This is a genomic window from Treponema sp. TIM-1 (assembly GCF_046533115.1).
In the GTDB taxonomy this organism is placed as follows: domain Bacteria; phylum Spirochaetota; class Spirochaetia; order Treponematales; family Breznakiellaceae; genus JAIRMO01.
On sequence record NZ_JAJQRC010000001.1, the window covers coordinates 104,480 to 121,590 of the forward strand.

General features: G+C 50.5%; 13 protein-coding genes. 3 read left to right on the top strand and 10 right to left on the bottom strand.

Annotation, left to right across the window (positions count from 1 at the left end; genetic code table 11):
• Positions 1-61: 61 nt before the first annotated feature.
• Positions 62-1,567 carry a Do family serine endopeptidase gene (locus LQZ21_RS00510; protein ID WP_411042133.1) on the top strand — a complete coding sequence of 502 codons (1,506 nt, stop codon included), beginning with the start codon at positions 62-64 and terminating at the stop codon, positions 1,565-1,567.
• A 170-nt stretch (positions 1,568-1,737) separates the two neighbouring features.
• Here LQZ21_RS00510 and LQZ21_RS00515 read toward each other — a convergent pair whose 3' ends face one another.
• The 9 genes from LQZ21_RS00515 to loaP all read right to left on the bottom strand — a co-directional run bounded on the left by LQZ21_RS00515 (position 1,738) and on the right by loaP (position 12,329).
• Positions 1,738-2,514 carry a DUF6675 family protein gene (locus tag LQZ21_RS00515; RefSeq protein ID WP_411042134.1) on the bottom strand — a complete coding sequence of 259 codons (777 nt, stop codon included), beginning with the start codon at positions 2,512-2,514 and terminating at the stop codon, positions 1,738-1,740.
• A gap of 58 nt (positions 2,515-2,572) precedes the next feature.
• Entirely contained in the window at positions 2,573-3,967 is a 1,395-nt protein-coding gene (locus LQZ21_RS00520; RefSeq protein ID WP_411042135.1) for a hypothetical protein, read from the bottom strand.
• Positions 3,968-4,212: 245 nt separating this feature from the next.
• A complete protein-coding gene (locus tag LQZ21_RS00525; protein ID WP_411042136.1) occupies positions 4,213-5,310 on the bottom strand; it encodes a 3-dehydroquinate synthase in 1,098 nt (365 codons plus the stop codon).
• 216 nt (positions 5,311-5,526) lie between these two features.
• Positions 5,527-6,363: an FAD binding domain-containing protein gene (locus tag LQZ21_RS00530; protein WP_411042137.1), complete on the bottom strand. Its 837-nt coding sequence runs from the start codon at positions 6,361-6,363 to the stop codon at positions 5,527-5,529.
• A complete protein-coding gene (locus LQZ21_RS00535; protein ID WP_411042138.1) occupies positions 6,347-6,832 on the bottom strand; it encodes a (2Fe-2S)-binding protein in 486 nt (161 codons plus the stop codon). Before LQZ21_RS00535 ends, LQZ21_RS00530 begins: the two co-directional genes overlap by 17 nt.
• Positions 6,829-8,922 (bottom strand): xanthine dehydrogenase family protein molybdopterin-binding subunit, encoded by a 2,094-nt coding sequence (locus tag LQZ21_RS00540; protein WP_411042139.1) that lies wholly within the window; start codon positions 8,920-8,922, stop codon positions 6,829-6,831. Before LQZ21_RS00540 ends, LQZ21_RS00535 begins: the two co-directional genes overlap by 4 nt.
• Positions 8,923-8,957: 35 nt before the next feature.
• The gene (locus LQZ21_RS00545; RefSeq protein ID WP_411042140.1) at positions 8,958-10,277 is read right to left on the bottom strand and encodes a DegT/DnrJ/EryC1/StrS family aminotransferase; all 1,320 of its coding nucleotides are present in this window, start codon (positions 10,275-10,277) and stop codon (positions 8,958-8,960) included.
• A complete protein-coding gene (locus LQZ21_RS00550; RefSeq protein ID WP_411042141.1) occupies positions 10,267-11,763 on the bottom strand; it encodes a polysaccharide biosynthesis protein in 1,497 nt (498 codons plus the stop codon). Before LQZ21_RS00550 ends, LQZ21_RS00545 begins: the two co-directional genes overlap by 11 nt.
• Positions 11,760-12,329, bottom strand: a complete 570-nt coding sequence (gene loaP, locus LQZ21_RS00555) for an antiterminator LoaP (protein ID WP_411042142.1) — start codon at positions 12,327-12,329, stop codon at positions 11,760-11,762. The genes LQZ21_RS00550 and loaP overlap by 4 nt, the downstream gene beginning before the upstream one ends.
• 156 nt (positions 12,330-12,485) lie before the next feature.
• Here loaP and LQZ21_RS00560 point away from each other — a divergent pair, with 156 nt between their 5' ends.
• A complete protein-coding gene (locus tag LQZ21_RS00560; RefSeq protein WP_411042143.1) occupies positions 12,486-12,992 on the top strand; it encodes a hypothetical protein in 507 nt (168 codons plus the stop codon).
• A gap of 41 nt (positions 12,993-13,033) precedes the next feature.
• Complete coding sequence (locus LQZ21_RS00565) at positions 13,034-14,080, top strand: SPOR domain-containing protein (RefSeq protein WP_411042144.1); 1,047 nt, start codon at positions 13,034-13,036, stop codon at positions 14,078-14,080.
• 24 nt (positions 14,081-14,104) lie between these two features.
• Here LQZ21_RS00565 and secA read toward each other — a convergent pair whose 3' ends face one another.
• The gene (secA, locus tag LQZ21_RS00570) at positions 14,105-16,858 is read right to left on the bottom strand and encodes a preprotein translocase subunit SecA (RefSeq protein ID WP_411042145.1); all 2,754 of its coding nucleotides are present in this window, start codon (positions 16,856-16,858) and stop codon (positions 14,105-14,107) included.
• Between the last annotated feature and the right edge of the window lie 253 nt (positions 16,859-17,111).

A 17,111-nucleotide genomic window follows, 5' to 3' on the forward strand; every position in this document is an offset into this window, starting at 1 on the left:
AAAAAAATGAATTTTGAAACAGGCTCATTTTATAACATTTTTATCATTAGGAGAGAGCAGTATGAATATCATCCGGAAGTTGTCATCGAAAAACCTTTTGGTGTTTAATTTGGTACTCATTGGGGTAATTTTTGGTTTTTCATTGGCGTTCCTTTCCTTCTCGTGTTCCACCCCTTCTCAGGCGAAGACCGCCCGGGCCCAGGAAAACTCCGTGGTGATTCCCCAGGACGCCCTTTCGGTTGCGGAAAACCTCCAGGTCGCCTTTCGCTCGGTTTCGGAAAAGGTACTCCCCTCGGTGGTGGAGATTAAGACCGTTTCTATCCGTCGGCAGCAGGTTCCCAATTTTAACGGCATTCCCTGGGAATTCTTTTTCGGCCCCCGGGAAGGGACCCCTGATAACCGGGGCCAGGAACGGGAATACCGGTCCCAGGGACTGGGGTCGGGTATCATAGTCCGGCAGGAAAAGGATACCTACTATGTCCTTACCAATAACCATGTGGTAGGGGATGTGAGCGAAATTTCTGTGGCCACCAGCGACGGCAAGGAGTTTTCCGCAGAATTGGTGGGCAAGGACGAGCGTAAGGATCTGGCGATGGTCTCCTTTAAAACCACCGATAAATTTCCCCTGGCGGTATTGGGGGATTCGGACCTGGTCAAGGTTGGGGACTGGGCCATTGCCGTGGGAAATCCCCTGGGATTTATGTTTTCCGTAACCCAGGGTATTGTAAGCGCCGTGGGGCGGACCGGAGGACCGGCGAATAATATCAACGACTTTATCCAAACCGATACCTCCATCAACCAGGGGAATTCCGGAGGCGCCTTGGTTAATATTCGGGGAGAGGTTATCGGGATCAACACCTGGATAGCCAGTAATACCAACGGCGGTTCCGTAGGTCTGGGTTTTGCCATACCCATCAATAACGCGAAACGGTCCATCGATGAATTTATCAGCAAGGGTGAAATCAGTTACGGTTGGCTGGGGGTTTCCCTGATAGAGCCTGACCGGGAAACCCTGCAAGCCCTGGGGCTTGAGGGTAAACGGGGAGCCCTGGCTTCTATGGTGTTCCTGGATTCCCCCGCGGACAAGGGGGGAATCCAGCCCGGGGACTTTATCACCCATGTTAACGGCCGGGAAGTCCGGACCGTCAATCAGGTAACCATGATGGTGGGGGATATCAAACCCGGGGAACGGGCATCCTTTACCGTTATCCGGGATAAGGCTTCTCAAAACATTAATGTCCGTATTGAAGCCCGTACCGAAGCGGTATCCACGGATAACAAAAAATTGTGGCCCGGGGTTTATGTTGTCCCCCTTACCGAGGCGGTCCGGAACAGCCTGAATCTTGATAAAAATGCCACAGGGCTTTTGGTTGCCCAGGTGATCGCCGACAGTCCCGCGTCGATTGTGGGCCTTAAACAGGGGGATAGAATCTTGAAGATCAACGGGGAAACCGTTCCGGATCAGAGCGCCTTTTATCGGGTTTTACGGGAAAAGGCCGGAACCGAATTGTGGTTTGAAATCGCCCGGGGGGATGCGACCCTGGAGAGTTTGCGGTTTAAACGATAAGCTCGTGCCTTCTCAAGGCTGTTTAAAAAACCGGATGGGCCGGCAGCCGTAATTTTAAAGACAAATTTTGCTTGTCAAGCAGTCTTAGGTTCATGTGAAAAAAGCGGGCTTGCGCCCGCTTTTTTATGGGGAAGCTTTTAAACCCGGTTGATCCTGCGGCTTTGGAAGGCTTAGCTTATGCCGTCAACGAGCCAGTCAACAATGACATCCATTCTTTTTTTGATCATGTTCGATACTCGTTCAATTTTGGACATGACGATATCAGGAATCTCTGCACCGACAATACTATAAATTAAAACCCCTTCGGACAACGGCTCGATATAGAGTTGGGCAATAAATTTATCCTCTTTAATTATCGGAAATATGGCCATATAAATGCTTTTGAAGTTGGATAGGGTATAAAACAACTCATCCTGGGTTGCGATGAGTTCCGCCCTATAGTAGGAATTACCGAAATTCGTATCCTTTAGACGCATATATATGGTTTCGGTGGGGGGAATTTGTGTAGCCGGGAGAGGATCCGGCAGGGGATTGTTCCTTCGGGTGTTTTCAATACGGGTTGTTTCCTTAAAAACAGGATTGTCCTTCCCCGGTACATCGTTACGGTGTACCCGGCCGCTCAAACCTTGTACCCTGCTCAGGGCATTATACACGGTAATAAGACCGGAATACCGGTGGGTATAGGGACAAACCAAAAGGTTTTCCACAAAAAAGGAGGGCCTCCGGCTTAACACCGGGACGGAAATAGACATTCCCGATTTAGAAACGGGCAAGAGCTGCAAACCCGCGGATGCCAGGTTAAATTCCGAATAACCGGTGGATGAAAAAACTTGGTTTTTTTTCTCCTCATTTAAATGGGGAAAAATATCGGTAAAAGATCGGGAGGCGCCAAAGGTACTGGTGGTGATGATAAGCCAGAGACATATAAAGATTACATTCCTGCCCATAAAGGCACTCCTTCTTGCCCCGGCGGTCCCTAGGTCCTGTGACCATAAGGACTACCGCTTAATAAAAATGACCTACCCCAATAAATAATTCCCGGCCGCCGCTGGGAAAAAATCTACCGGTTCTTAAAAACTCTCTCAGATCCATACCAAGGCTCATCCGCAGATAGAAGCTGCGCATGGCCAGGGGAAAAACGATTGCTTCCACTCCCCCGGCGACGAGGGTGTCTTTAAATGAAAAGCTCCGGTTATGCACCGGATCCTCTGCCAGGGCTACATCAATAAAGGGTGATCCGTGGAGTTCAAAATCAAAGAAATGAAGTTTTGGGTTATTATACCATTCGGAAGGAACAAACCGGAAAAGCCGTACCGGAAAGTCCATGTTGATAGATAACATATAATTTACCGGCAACTGATTGTTTTTAATTCCCCGCAGGGCGTCTCCTCCATCGGAATACACACGGTAATATCCGTTTCCAAAAACCGCCGGTATGGCCTTTGAATCAAAAAACCATTGCCGGTACATAAACCGGCCGGAAATTCCAATATCCTCCGCCAAAGGAAGATGACCGATGGCGGAAATGGAAATACTATTGGTCCAACTGGTCCGGTATATGTTATAAGTATTGGAATTTTGCAGGGAAATTTCCAGTCCTTTTCGGTAGTTTCCTATCCAGTTTATTTCGCCGAATCCTATGGATTGACTGGGAGTAAGGGAAGGCCCCTCCCGGTATTCTCCCAACTCCCCGTTAGGGCGGTAATTTATGGTACTGGTTAATTTTGGGGTATAGGTTAAGGGACCAAACCTGCCCACGGTTATACCCAAGGGTATTTTCCATTGACTGTAAAGTTCACTGGACATATACCAGCGATCCTGAAAATAAGGACCATCATCAATAATGTCGGAGGTATTATTCTCTTCATTCACCAGGATTGATTGGTTGAAACCAAAGGTAAAGGAGGTCGTTTTAAAGGGAAGATCCATGGAAAGGCCGGTGGTATTTTTATAATAGAGGGGTTTTTCCTGGGTGTAATCAAATTCATGATCAAAATTCAGATTCCAATTAAATCCAAACGCCCGAAAAGGGATATCCGAATCAATTCCCAACAAAACACTGTGTTTGCCTTCTTCGTCATAGGAATACCCCAGATCGACCCGTAAAGGGGACATGGACCCCAGAAAATTATAATCCCGGGCTTTAAGGGTAAGTTCAAATCCGGAATTTGAATCGTATTTAGGTTCGGGGAGGACTATGATATTCAACGTATCGGTGGTATTGATGCGCAGATCCACCGGGATAAGACCGTTTTCATCGACAGCGGCCAGGGTATATTCAATCTGTACATTTTCAAGGACCCGCTGGTTAAGCAGGAGCTGGGTTTTCCGGGTTATATAATTTTCAAGGTTATTTTTTCCCGTAATGTTTTCCCCAAGGACAAATTCCCCTTTTTCCATCAAGGCGGATATCCTGGTTCTTCCCTGGACATCAAAGGTAACGGCTCTAATATAATATACTATTTGAGATTCATCTTGCGCTTCATCAATTTGTGATTCATCGATTCCGTTAAGCGGAATTTCGGGATTTAATTCCGCTGAACTTTCCGGAGTTTGGTCCGGGACTACCCCTTCGGCCTCTTGACCATAGAGGGTGAAGAATAAGCAACATACAAAAAAGATAAAAAAAAGTCGTTTCTTGAAAATCATAGGGCATATTCTCCGTTAATGAGGGGTGGTAAAAATCGATCTTCAATTAAATCATCCTGTATGATTTGGACACTCTGGGCCATGGGAATTACAAACCGCAATTTACCGGCCTTTTGTTTTTTATCACCCCAGAGGGCCTTCATAAAAATCGCTTTATCCCCCATCTTTGGATGGGGAGTCGTGATCTCATACCCAAATGAACGGACCAGATCGATGATATCCATGGCCCGTTCCTTGGGGGTAATACCTATATGATGACCTAATTCGCAGGAACGGACAAGTCCCCAGGCCACCGCCTCTCCGTGGGATATAGTTCCCAGCCCGGCGGACGATTCCAAGGCATGGGCAAAAGTATGACCCCAATTGAGCAGGGCCCGTTCCGTACCGGTCTCCTGGGGATCAGCCTCGACAATTCGGCCTTTAATTTTTACGGAAGCGGAAATAAGTTCAAAAAGCAATTCCTCATACTCCGGTAGAAGATCCCCCCGGCTAAACCCGGTCCCCAGGACCCTGAGGGCTTTCCCCATCTCCCCGTCGTCCAGCAGGGCGGTCTTAATAAGTTCCGCCATACCGGATTTCCATTCCTCCCGGGGAAGGGTAGTCAAGGTTTCCAGGGGCAGGTAAATATGCCTGGCGGGATAAAAGGTTCCCGCAAGATTTTTTATTCCAAACAGATCAAACCCTGTTTTTCCGCCCAGGGCGGCATCCACCATGCCCAACAAGGTGGTGGAAACGATACAGAGCTTGCAGCCCCGCATAAAAATAGAAGCCCCAAAGGCTGCAAGGTCGCTGACGACCCCTCCTCCTACGGCTATAAAAAGACCATCCCTGCCGAGTCCTCCTGTTTTTGCCGCGGCCAGGATCCGCTCCACCGCAGGCCACCCCTTAGCGGCTTCTCCCCCGGACAACACACAGAGGGGAATATCATGATTTTGCCTTATTCTAAGGGCGACGGCTTCGGTATGGGTATCACTTATCAGGATGGACCGGAAGGCCGGCTCATCCTGAAAGATATCATCCGCCTGGGGTAGTTGTTTTTGCAGGTGAACCTGGGATATAAATTTTCCAAAAGTAAAACGGTGTTCCCGAATCATGGTACTTTATTCGTTGAGGCTGTTTCCAAATCGATAGTCCGGAAGGGCCATGGTTTTGAAACAGCCACCTTAAATTTAAGAGGAAAAGCGGATTTTAGACCACTTTTCCCGGCCGATATCAAAAAACTTGAGTTTTGAAACCGGCTCGTTATTATATCATCCCAGGGGAGTAATTTCAACAAAAGGCTCCCGGAAAAAACCACCCTGTCATAAGGATTAGGATAAATCGGTAATGGTTGATTCAATAAAATTAAGGAGCTGGGCCTTTATCAGTTCCCCGCTTAGTTCAATCGCCGATAGGTAGGTTTTCCAGAGCTCCACATAGTTCAGGGTATCCTTTCGGTCCAAGGGGAGCCGCTTTCCGGCAAGAAAGCTTTCGCTGTTTTTATCCCGCAGGATGGCCCTTTCCGCAAAAACCATCCGGATATCGGTTAATATATTTTTTTGAACCCTTACCAGAAATACCGCAACTCCCCCCGATTCAATACCGACATAGGGGCCCTCAAATTTTTTATAAATTGAATAATCCCATTGTTCCAGGGGTATACGGATCCGGGTAAACAACTCCTGGGAATTAAAGACCAAAGGACTGGAAAAAGCAGAAAACCGGGACGCAGAAATCCACCGTGCCCCCTGGGCGGTCCGTAATTCATACCGGGCATCCAGCGCTATCATGGCGGCGGATGCATCCATATGCCGGGAAGTATGGCAGATATTACCGCCGATGGTGGCAATATTCCGTAATTGGGGACCGGCTATACCGTTTAGGGTCTGCCGCAACACCTCGGGAACGGTTTTGCCCAGGTTGATTATCTCGCTTATTTTTACCATGGCGCCTATTTCCAGATACCGTTCCGTCCGGGTTATGTGGTGGAGATCGGCTAATTTATCCAGGGATAGGATATTGATCGGCAAGGTGACCGTGGTTTTGCCCTGTCCCCAGAGTAGTTCGGTTCCCCCCGCAAAGGGAACCGCGTTGGGATAACGGGACCAGGCGGAGAACAGTTCCGGTAAATTTCCGGGAAAAAACACCTGGCTATGCGGAACGTCCATACAACCTCCGCTGCCGTATGTCGGCGGTGAGCAATACCCCTTCCACCAGCCGGGTAGGATCCGTACAGCGGCACCGTATGCCGTTAAAGGCCGCGGTTATATCGGTTTTAGAAGGCCGGGGGATCTTTTCCAACAGGGCTTCCACCGCCAGGATCTTTCCGGCGTCACAATACCCACAGTTTTCAACTCCCGCCTGGGAAAACCCCCTGAGTATGTCCTGATACTCATCGTTTTGGGAAAATCCCTCTATGGTTATAATCTCGCATCCCCGGATTCGAAAGGCCGGAATAAGACAGGAGGGTACGACATCTCCATTAAAGATCACCGAGCATGCCCCGCAAATTCCCGTGAGACACCCGCATTTAGCCCCAAACAGCTTAAAGGTATCCCGAAGTATATCCAGAAGGCGGATGTCCGCCTCGGTACGAACGGTTACGTCTTCACCGTTCAGGATAAATCCTATGGTCATAGCTGGGTCTCCTTCCCCTTGAGTTTTTTCGCTTCCCAAATATCCTTGGCGTCCAGGGGTATCTTTTCAAAATTGTGATCCAAAGCCTGGGAAACGGCTTGGACATAGGCCGCGGGCACACAGCTAAAGGGTATTTCTTCGATACCCTTGGGGGTAAGCACATCATTCCATATAAAATCTATATGTATTGAGGGAATATCCTGGAGTGTGGGAATATTATACCCGTGGATCTGTTCCCGGGGAATTACCCCTTCCTCATAGTTTATATGTTCCCGGGAGGCCCATCCCAGGGCTTGAATAACCGAATAAGTCAGGGATCTTCGGGCCCGTATTTCCGAGAGGATCCTCCCCCCGTCAACACCGAGCCATGCTCCCCGGACCTTGGGGGTATATTCTATGGGGTCTATTTCTACCTCTACCACCGCCGCTCCCCAGCCCAAATGGGAGAGGGAATTATGATCCAGGGGTTTTCCCTCCCAATTGGTAATATTTCCGGGATGATACGTACGGGTCACCGTAATCGGCAGGGGATCCCGAAACCGCTGTTTCCGTATGGCGGCGCAGGCCCGTTCTACCAGCCGGGTGATCACCGTGATATTCCGGGAGAGGGTGGCCGGTCCCGAATCAGGGCTGGCGGTGGTATTATCGGAAACCACCCGGACCGCGTCAGGTTCTACTGCCAGTATTTCTGTGGCGGTATTTTGCCAAAGAAGGGTATGTTCCTTGTTGGAAGAAACCATGCTGGTTTTTATTTCCAGGGACCCGTCCTTTTCCAGGGTTAATGTCACCGAACAAAAACCTTTGTCGATTCCGTTGTAGAGGAATCCACTTCCCTGATAGGCTGTGGCAATCCCTACACCCCGGAGGCGCTCGTTTTTGTCCACCTCGCCTTTTTCCCGGCGGTGAATACGAAGCAATTCATAGGAGGCCCATTTACGGTGATAGTCACTCATACCCGCGGCGGTATCTAAAAGTTCATTCAGGGGAACGTGTTCTTTTAGGGGTACCCCAATACCCAAAGAGGTGTTCCGGTAAAAAAAATGGGACTTCCGCCATTCCGTGGGATCCTGCCGTAGGGTATCGGCAATGTGAGAAACATGCCGTTCCATGGCAAAAAAACCCTGGGATAACCCGAACCCCGCGAAGGGACCCCCTGGGGGGATATTGGTCTTTACCGCGGTTCCTTCTATCCTAAGATTGGCGATTTTATAAGACCCCAGGGCCCCGAGACAGATCCGATCCAGGATTTCGTCAATAAAAACCCCCTGGGCCCCCAAACAGGCGGTTACGTTGATCTCCGTTCCCAGGATCTGCCCTTGTTCCCCCAGGGCGCTGCGGATACGGATTTCGCTGCCGTTTCTTTTGGGGGTATACTGAAAATCCTCTTCCCGGGTGAGGATAATTTTTACCGGCTTTTTGGTGATATAGGACCCCAGGGCTGCGTGACAGGCAACCAGGGAGGGATACCAAATTTTTCCGTCCAAATGGATGCCGATCCGGGAAGGATGGACCGTTATGTCATCCGGGGACAGGTTAAGTACCGAAACCACGGATCGTTTAACATGAAAAGGCCATTGGGTCGCGGTATGGATAATGATTTTTTCCTTTCCAACGGTCGTGGGTTTGTGATATTCCGCTACCGCGCCCTGGGGTTCCGCATACCAATGCTCCTGAATACCGGTACGGTATATCCCGTCTACCACGACTTTTGCTTCTCTAAAGGCCCTTTCCGGGTCTCCCCGGGTAATATCCCGCTTTGCCAAAATAAATTCGGGAGGAACCGAATAGGCGGAAAAAAACGGGGTATCCTCTTCTACCATCACCTTGCAGAGGCCGGCAAATTCCTCAAGTTTGATCCGATCCGGGCCGATAAGAAGCGCCACCGGTTCGCCGATATATGAAACCATTTCTGATGCCAGAACCGGGACAGAAAAACCGTCCAACTGATTTTTTCCCGGGATATCCTCCGCCCTGATAGGGGTATAGGCGGTGGGTAATCGGGGGAATTCTATCCCCCTAAGCCGGCCCCGGGCGGTCGGTGAGCGGATGATTATGCCGGAGAAGGAACCCTTTAAAAAAATGTCACTCATAAATAAGGATCTGTCCATATAACCCCGGGCCCGCTTTAGCCCCTAGCGGCCGTTTTTTTCACTGCCTTAATAACCCTTTCAACGTGGTTTTCTTCCATTCCCGGCCAAATGGGCAGGGAAATAACCCCCTTAAAACTCTTGAGGGATTCGGGGAAATCTTCCGCCTCCAGGGCATACCGCCGCCGGTAATAGGGCATGGTATGGAGGGGAATAAAATGTACCGAAACTCCGATCCCCTGCTCCTGGAGTTTTTCAATAAAGTCCTCCCGGGTAAGAGAAAGTTCTTCCAAGTTGAGCCGCAGCGGGTACAAATGCCGGGCATCCCCGGCGCCGGTGGGGGGAAGGAAAAAACGCCCATCCCCGCCAAAAGCTTCGTCATACCGGCGGGCAATGTCCTCCCGTTTTTTCAAGAGAAAAAGGGCCTTTTTGAGCTGCACCCGGCCCAGGGCCGCCAGCAGATCGGGAATATTGTATTTAAACCCCGCTTCAACCACTTCATAATACCAAGAAGCCTTTTTATCAGTATAACGATTCCAAACCGCTCGGTCTATTCCGTGGCTGCGCATTATGGAGATCCGCTTCGCCAGGGTTTGGTCCCGGCTGACCACCATCCCCCCTTCCCCGGTGGTAATGGTTTTGGTAGCGTAAAAAGAAAACACCCCCACATCCCCGATAGTTCCCGCAAAGGAATCTGTGCGGGAAGCGCCGGTTTCTGTAAGGGTATCGGGAGGGGTGGTTCCGGCTCCCCCCGGACTACCGGGGATTCGGGAGGGAAAGGAATGGGCCGCATCTTCAATGACCCGGAGCCCCCGGTGCCGGGCAATTTCCATGATCCCTTTCATATCGCAGGGAAGGCCGCCGTAATGGACCGGGATCACCGCCGCCGCTTTTCCTCGGGGACCGAATCCCCCCCGTTGGGGATAGGCGGGAAGCCCCGCGTCCAGGCGGGACAGGGTCCTTTCCAGGGCAGTGGGGTCCATATGAAAAGAACCGGGGCTCACATCCACAAAGACCGGTTCCGCCCCCAGATATCGGGCCGCTTCGGCGGTGGAAGTAAAGGTATAGGACGGCAGGAGAACCGGATCCCCCGGGCCTATACCGCAGGCTTCCAGGGCGAGGTGAAGGCCACTGGTAGCGGAATTTACCGCCAGGGCTTGCAGGGGGGGGGGCCCCGGGGCACGGACTGCATCGGAGGGTTTTACTTCCGGACCGTCCAGAAAAGCGGCAAATTCCTTCTCAAAGGTCAAGGCTTCCATACCGGTGGTAAGCCAGCCTGAACGGAGGACCCGGAGTACCGCTTCTTCCTCTTCTTTTCCCACATGCGGGCGGGCAAAAGGGATATATTCAAATTCCATGGCCGACCGGTATTTTCAGGGACGCCGCCTTCTTAAAGCTTGGAAAGGCTTCTCCCAATAGCTCAAAAAGGCTTTCGGTGTTTCGGTATTGATCCGGCTGCTTAGGATCAAAGTGACAGAGGGGTTTGAGCTTTTCTAAAAGCCCTTGAACATCCACAACGGAAGGTCTATTCCGCTCTACCTTGAGGATCCGCTTAAATTCGGTAGCCACCGGTGTTTCATCCGCACTCCAAAGGCGTTCATCCAGTCTTTCCCCGGGACGCAGTCCCACATATTCGATCTTGATATCCCGTTCCGGCTCAAACCCGTAAAACCGGATCATCTGTTCCGCCATTTCCCGAATCCATACCGGCTCCCCCATATCTAACAGGTAGAGATTCCCGGTTACCCCCACTCCGCCGGCTTTTAGAACCAGGGAACAGGCTTCGGGAATGGTCATAAACCAGCGCCGCATATCCCGATGGGTCACCGTAACCGGTCCACCCTTTTCGATTTGTTTTTGAAAGAGGGGCACGATGGATCCCCGGGAACCCAGGACATTTCCGAACCGGACCACCATAAAGTTAAGCTCCGAGGCGGCCGCTGCGTTCAAAACAAGCCCTTCACAGAGATTTTTGGAAACCCCATAGACAGAAACAGGATCCACCGCCTTATCGGTGGTGATAAGGACAAACCGCTTAACCCCATGTTTCCGGGCCCCGTGGACCAGGTTATCCGTACCGAAAACATTATTTTCAATGGCCGCCACAGGGTTTTCTTCCATCATAGGGACATGTTTATAAGCGGCGGCATGGAAGATCACATCCGCCTTGAGCCGTCCCAGGATATAATCAATATAATCCCTATCCTTAAGATCCCCGATAATGGGCACCAGGGTAGCTTTTTCACCCACCCCCTCATCCTGGAGGAGTCTGAGTTCCCGATCTATCTGGTAGATTGAATTTTCCCCATGCCCGAAAAGGTAGAGCCGGGATGCCCCTCCGGAGAGGAGTTGCCGGCATAGCTCACTGCCGATGGAACCTCCCGCCCCGGTTACCAGGACCCGTTTTCCCCGGAGATAGGAGAGGCTTTGTTTCAGATTTACCGTTACCGGGGTACGGCCCAGGAGGTCCTGGGGGTCAATGGAACGGGTTTGTATCAGATGGGCATCCCCTTCGATAATTTGGGATATCCCCGGTAAGATTCGGATACGATCAAACCCCGCCCGTTTGAGGATTCCGTAGAGTTCCTTGAGGTATTCCCGGGAAGCGCTGGGAATGGCGATGACGGCTTCGTCGGCGGGGTTCATCCTGAGGAGCCGGGCCACATCCCTAATTGGACCCAGGACAGGGATTCCGTCAATTTTTCGGCCTATTTTTTCCGGATCATCATCCAGAAAGGCCACCACTTCCCCAAAGATGGCCTTGGTCTTGATTTCATTTGCCAAGGTCTGTCCGGCAAATCCCGCGCCGATAATATAAAGGCGTCCCGCTTTTATGGTATTCATATAAATTGAACAAAGTTCTTTTGTGGTCTCTTATCAACCGGTATTGCCGCTGGTTCCAGATATTCAAAGGCTAAATCAATGGCAAAGGATTCATGATAGAGATCCAGTTTGATCTTTGCCCTCCCTTTTCTTTTATCGACCTTTATGATGTTTCCCTCCAGTCCTTTTAATGGGCCGTCTAGTACCACAATCCGGGAGTTTTCATCCAGGTAGACCCGGGATTTTCCCGCCACGGGACCGACCTTTTTGATAAAATGGAGGACGAGGTTAAGGTCCTCGTTTTCCAGGGCTACAATATTCTGATTTGATTCCAAAAAACGAAAAAATCCGTCGGTTCTCCTGAAATACCATTGATAGTCGGTAATATTTTTACCCGCTTCCAATTCAATAAAAATATACCCCGGGAATATACCCCGGGTGGTATGAACCCAAACCCCCTTGCGGCGTATATCAAGGGTCCGTTTGGGAAAGTAGATTTCCACCGGTAGTTCAGGGTAGCGGCTCTTAAAAAGCCTGATATACCGTTCCTCGGCTCTGGTCTTTATCTGAGCCGTATAATACTTCATGTCAGGTTAATACCACAAAAAACCTCCTTCCGCAATATTGGGCGGCTGCCGGCTCGGGACAAAGCCATTTACCTTGAACAGAGGAAGAGGGGTCGTATTTTGAAACAGCCCCTATAGAAACCCGGTTTTTTGCCGATAGTAAAAAAGGAGGCTTCGATGGGTTTTATAAAGCGGGGATATGTTCTGGTCATGATATTGTTTTTATTGGTCCCTCAAATTTTTGCCGCTAATATTTCTTTTCTTGTCATAGAAACGGGGATTCGGGAGGGGAATCCGGTTAACGAATCCTCAAATCTCTGGGAAACCATCCTCTTGGATGTATTTTTTGACGCGGGACATATCGTTAGTAACGCCCCCATTATGCGGCTGCCTAATCCCCAGGGCAAAGAAATTCCCGACGAAGCCCGGGAGAATCTGGAAGATGCCGTCCGGGGTGGAGCCGACTTTTTTGTAGTAGCCCTCCTGGATTATCAGGGAGCCGCGGCCGTTAATTCTCCAAAAATAAAACCGCAAGGGGTGTCTTTGCGGCTTTTTAGTATGAATCCTTATAAATTTTTATATGAACAGTCTTATTCCGCGCCGACACAATCCCCGGAAAATGATGAATTGGCCGATGCGAAACGTATTGTCCGAATGATAATACCCCATTTAGGGGATAGATAAGCCGGTTTTAAACTTGTTCTGAAAGGAAGGGTAGGTAAAGTATGAAAAAAATTCGTATGACGATAGGTATCATGGTTGCTTCGGTTTTTTTTATCGGTGCTTCTATTTGGGAAGGAGCCGCCGTAGCCGCTCCGGGGAATGAATTGCCCCAGGAGGGATATTTTGCGGCTACCAATTCTTTTCCCCCTAATACGGTGGTATATATGACCAACCTTGAAAGCGGAAAGACCATCCAGGCCGTCATCACCTCCCCGCTTGATTCACCGGTCCTGCTCGCCATGCTTTCCCGGGATGCCGCCCAAGCCATAGACATCCAGGATCAATCCATAACCAGGATCAGGATCATCCAGCCCGGTGAACCGGCGATAGCTTCCCATTTTGCCGAAAGCATATACCCCGAAGGAACGGCTATAACGAAGGGTCCTGAACAAGATCAGGGGTTTCTCTTATTATCTCCGACAATTCAGGATAAGGCCACCGATGTCCCCATACCGGAAGAATTAGCCGCCGGCGCTTATTCATGGTATGAAGATCTTCCCGAAACCGGGACAACCGTTCCCCAACCGGAAGCAGGGAACCCCGGGACTCTTGGAGGGTATGATCTGTCTTTGATTCCCGCTGAAGAACGCCCCCCAACGGAAATCACCAATTCCTGGCGGCTTCCTCCGGAAGCGGAAATAACCGCCCTGGATTCCTCCTTTTCCGAATCCTCCACTGAAGCAGCAGCAATAGATCCCTCCCTGATTATACCCTCCTGGGAGGATAGGGAACCCGCCGCGTCTCCGATTCAGCAAGCGTCCGCTCAGCACGGGGAAAGTCTCCTTTTTTCCGTGCCGGTGATTAGTTCTCTGGAAAAAGGGAAATACTACCTCCAATTACGGGCCTTCGGCCAAATCGAATTGGTAGAAGCGGAGTTATCAAGGATAGGAAAAAATTATCCCCTGGTCATTCAACCCTCGGAGGGGTCCAACGGCTCCGTATACCGTATCCTGTTAGGTCCGGTTGGTTTGGGGGAAAGCGGCGCCCTGTTACAACGGTTTAAAAGCATCGGATATGGAGACGCCTTTATTCGGCAGGGGATATATTAGCATTGTTCGGAAACCGAAGATCCCTTATGTATGTTTTCCGTGGCAGAATTTGTACTTTTTCCCGCTGCCGCAGGGGCAAGGGTCGTTTCTTCCTACTTTGGGATACGCCCTGACCACAGTGACCGCCTCAGGTTGGGATTTTGCCGAAGGACCCGGAGCGGTTCCTCCGCCGCTTTGTCCCGTTCCTGAGGAAAAGGCTGTCAAGCTGCCGTGGGATTGGACCGTTACCGTAGGTCTGCCCCGCCATTCCCGGTCTCCCGCGGCTTGGATCCGTACCAAATGTACCCGGGAGGCTATTTCCTCCCGGATCATATCGATCATGGTATCGAAGATCTGGAACCCCTCTATCTTGTATTCCGTCAACGGATTTTTTTGTCCGTAACTGCGGAGATATACCGCCTCCCGCAGACCTTCCATATTTTCCAGGTGATCCAGCCATTTGCGATCTATGGCCTGAAGGTACTGCATCCGAATAAAGGCGTTTAAATTAACGGTCCCTACCAGGTTTTCCTTTTCATCCAGGTCCTTTTCCAATTCCTCGATGATCTGCGCTTCCAGGGCCTCGGGATTGGCTTCCTTCCCCTCAATTTTGAGGGTATAGCCGAACTTTTCCTTGAGGTAATTGCCCAGTTCCTTAATGACCCCGGCCTGATCCCGGCGTTGGGATGCACGATATGTTTCCAAGGCGCCCTTTACCATGGAAAGGGTGGCGTCGTTTACCCGATCTTTGAGGTTTGTATCCCGTAATATGGCATCCCGTTGTTCATAAATATACTTTCGCTGCTGGTTAAGGACATCATCGTATTCCAGGAGGTGTTTACGAATTTCAAAATTCCGTTCTTCCACCTTTTTTTGGGCCTTTTCGATACTTTTATTAAGCCAGGGATGATAGATAGGTTCCCCCGGCTCCATACCGATTTTGGACATGATGTTTTTAATATTGGATCCGCCAAAAAGACGCATGAGGTCATCGTCCATGGAAATAAAAAATTTTGACCTTCCCGGATCCCCCTGCCGGCCGGAACGGCCTCGAAGCTGGTTATCGATACGCCGGCTTTCATGCCGTTCGGTACCGATTACGTAGAGCCCGCCCAGGCCTTTCACTTCCTCGTAGTCCCTTTTCCACTTTTCATATTCCGCTTTGAGGATTTCGGCGTATATTTCCGGACTTGCCCCGGTTCCCGCGGCCTTTCGGGCCCGGTGTTCCGGGTTACCTCCCAGCTTTATATCCGTACCCCGACCCGCCATGTTGGTGGCAATGGTAACCGCCCCTTTGGCCCCGGCTTCGGCGATGATCCCCGCTTCCCGGGCGTGGTTTTTGGCGTTTAACACTTCGTGGCGGATCCCCCGCCGGGTAAGAAAGGTAGAGATTTTTTCTGATTTTTCGATAGAAACGGTCCCTACCAGCATGGGCTGACCTCGGTGGTGGGCCTCGGCGATTTCCTCGCAGAGGGCGTTAAATTTCTCCCCTTCGTTGAGGTATACCACATCGTCCTCGTCATTCCGGGCTACAGGGAGGTTGGTGGGGATCACCACCACATCCAGGTTGTAGATCTTGCTGAATTCCACTGCCTCCGTGTCGGCGGTACCGGTCATACCGGAAATTTTTTCATAAAGCCGGAAGTAGTTCTGAAAGGTGATGGTAGCCATGGTCCGGTTTCGCTGGGCGATTTTTATCCGTTCCTTGGCCTCAATGGCCTGGTGGAGCCCGTCGGAATACCGTCGGCCGTAGAGGATCCGGCCGGTAAATTCATCCACTATCTGAACCTGTCCGTCCTGAACAACGTAATCCACGTCGATATGAAAGAGCTTATGGGCCCGCAGGGCCTGGGTAAAGTAGTGGAGATACTCAAAATTTTCCTCATCCACGATGGCCCCTTTAATCAGGTTCCGTTTATGAAGGATATCCTCTATTTTTGCCAGCCCGCCGTTACTAAAGGAAACCCCCTTGTTTTTTTCATTCAGCTTATAATCGCCGATAACTTCCTCTCCCTGGGTCTCGTCGGGGTATTCTCCGTCCTCTTTCTTTTTAACTTCCTCCAGGGAACCTAAAAGTTTATCCACCTCCGCATACTTAAAGGTATCATCCTCGGCGGCGCCGGAGATGATAAGGGGGGTTCGAGCCTCGTCGATGAGGATGGAGTCGATTTCATCCACCACACAAAAGGCATGCCCCCGCTGAACCCGGCCTTCCAGGTCCCAGCGCATATTATCCCGTAAATAATCAAAACCGAATTCATTATTGGTTCCGTAGGTTATATCACAGCGATAGTTCTGTTTCCGCCGTTCATTGTCCATGTCCGAAAGAATGGTACCTACGGTTAATCCCAAATAGGAAAAAACCGGCCGCATCCATTCGGTATCCCGTTCCGCGAGGTAATCGTTGACGGTTACGATATGAACCCCCTTGCCGGGTATGGCATTAAGGTAGGCCGCGGCCACGCTCATCAGGGTTTTACCCTCTCCGGTTTTCATTTCCACAATCTTACCCTGGTGGAGTACGATAGACCCCAGGACCTGTACGTCGTAGGGCCGCTCCCCCAGATTCCGCCGGGCCGCTTCCCGGGCCAGGGCAAAAGCCTCCGGCAGCAGGACATCCAGGGTTTCCCCGGCCTGGTACCGTTCCCGAAACCGGGCGGTCATTCGGGGATATTCTTCTCCGGGCAGAGCGGCCGCCCAGGCTTCTTTTTCATTGACCCCGTGCAGGATAGGCAGCAGGGTTTTAAGATCCCGCTCGTGTTTGGAGCCGAACAGGAGTTTAACCATATTTTCTAACATACTGGTAATGTATCGCTTTATCCGGCAAGTTGACAAGCATCCCGTCCGGGGATCCCTAAAACGGTCTAGATAATATTTCTTTCCCTACCCTTGCGTTAACCCCGGCTTTTTTGATATATTAAAGAAAGGTGAGTTTTTTTAAATATATTAAATTTTGAAAAAGCTTTCTTAAAATAGAGCGGAAAAGCCGTCTTGGCTAATGGAGGCTTAACCGCTTTTTCAAAGTCGGTTTCAAAAAAACGTAAGCCTTGAA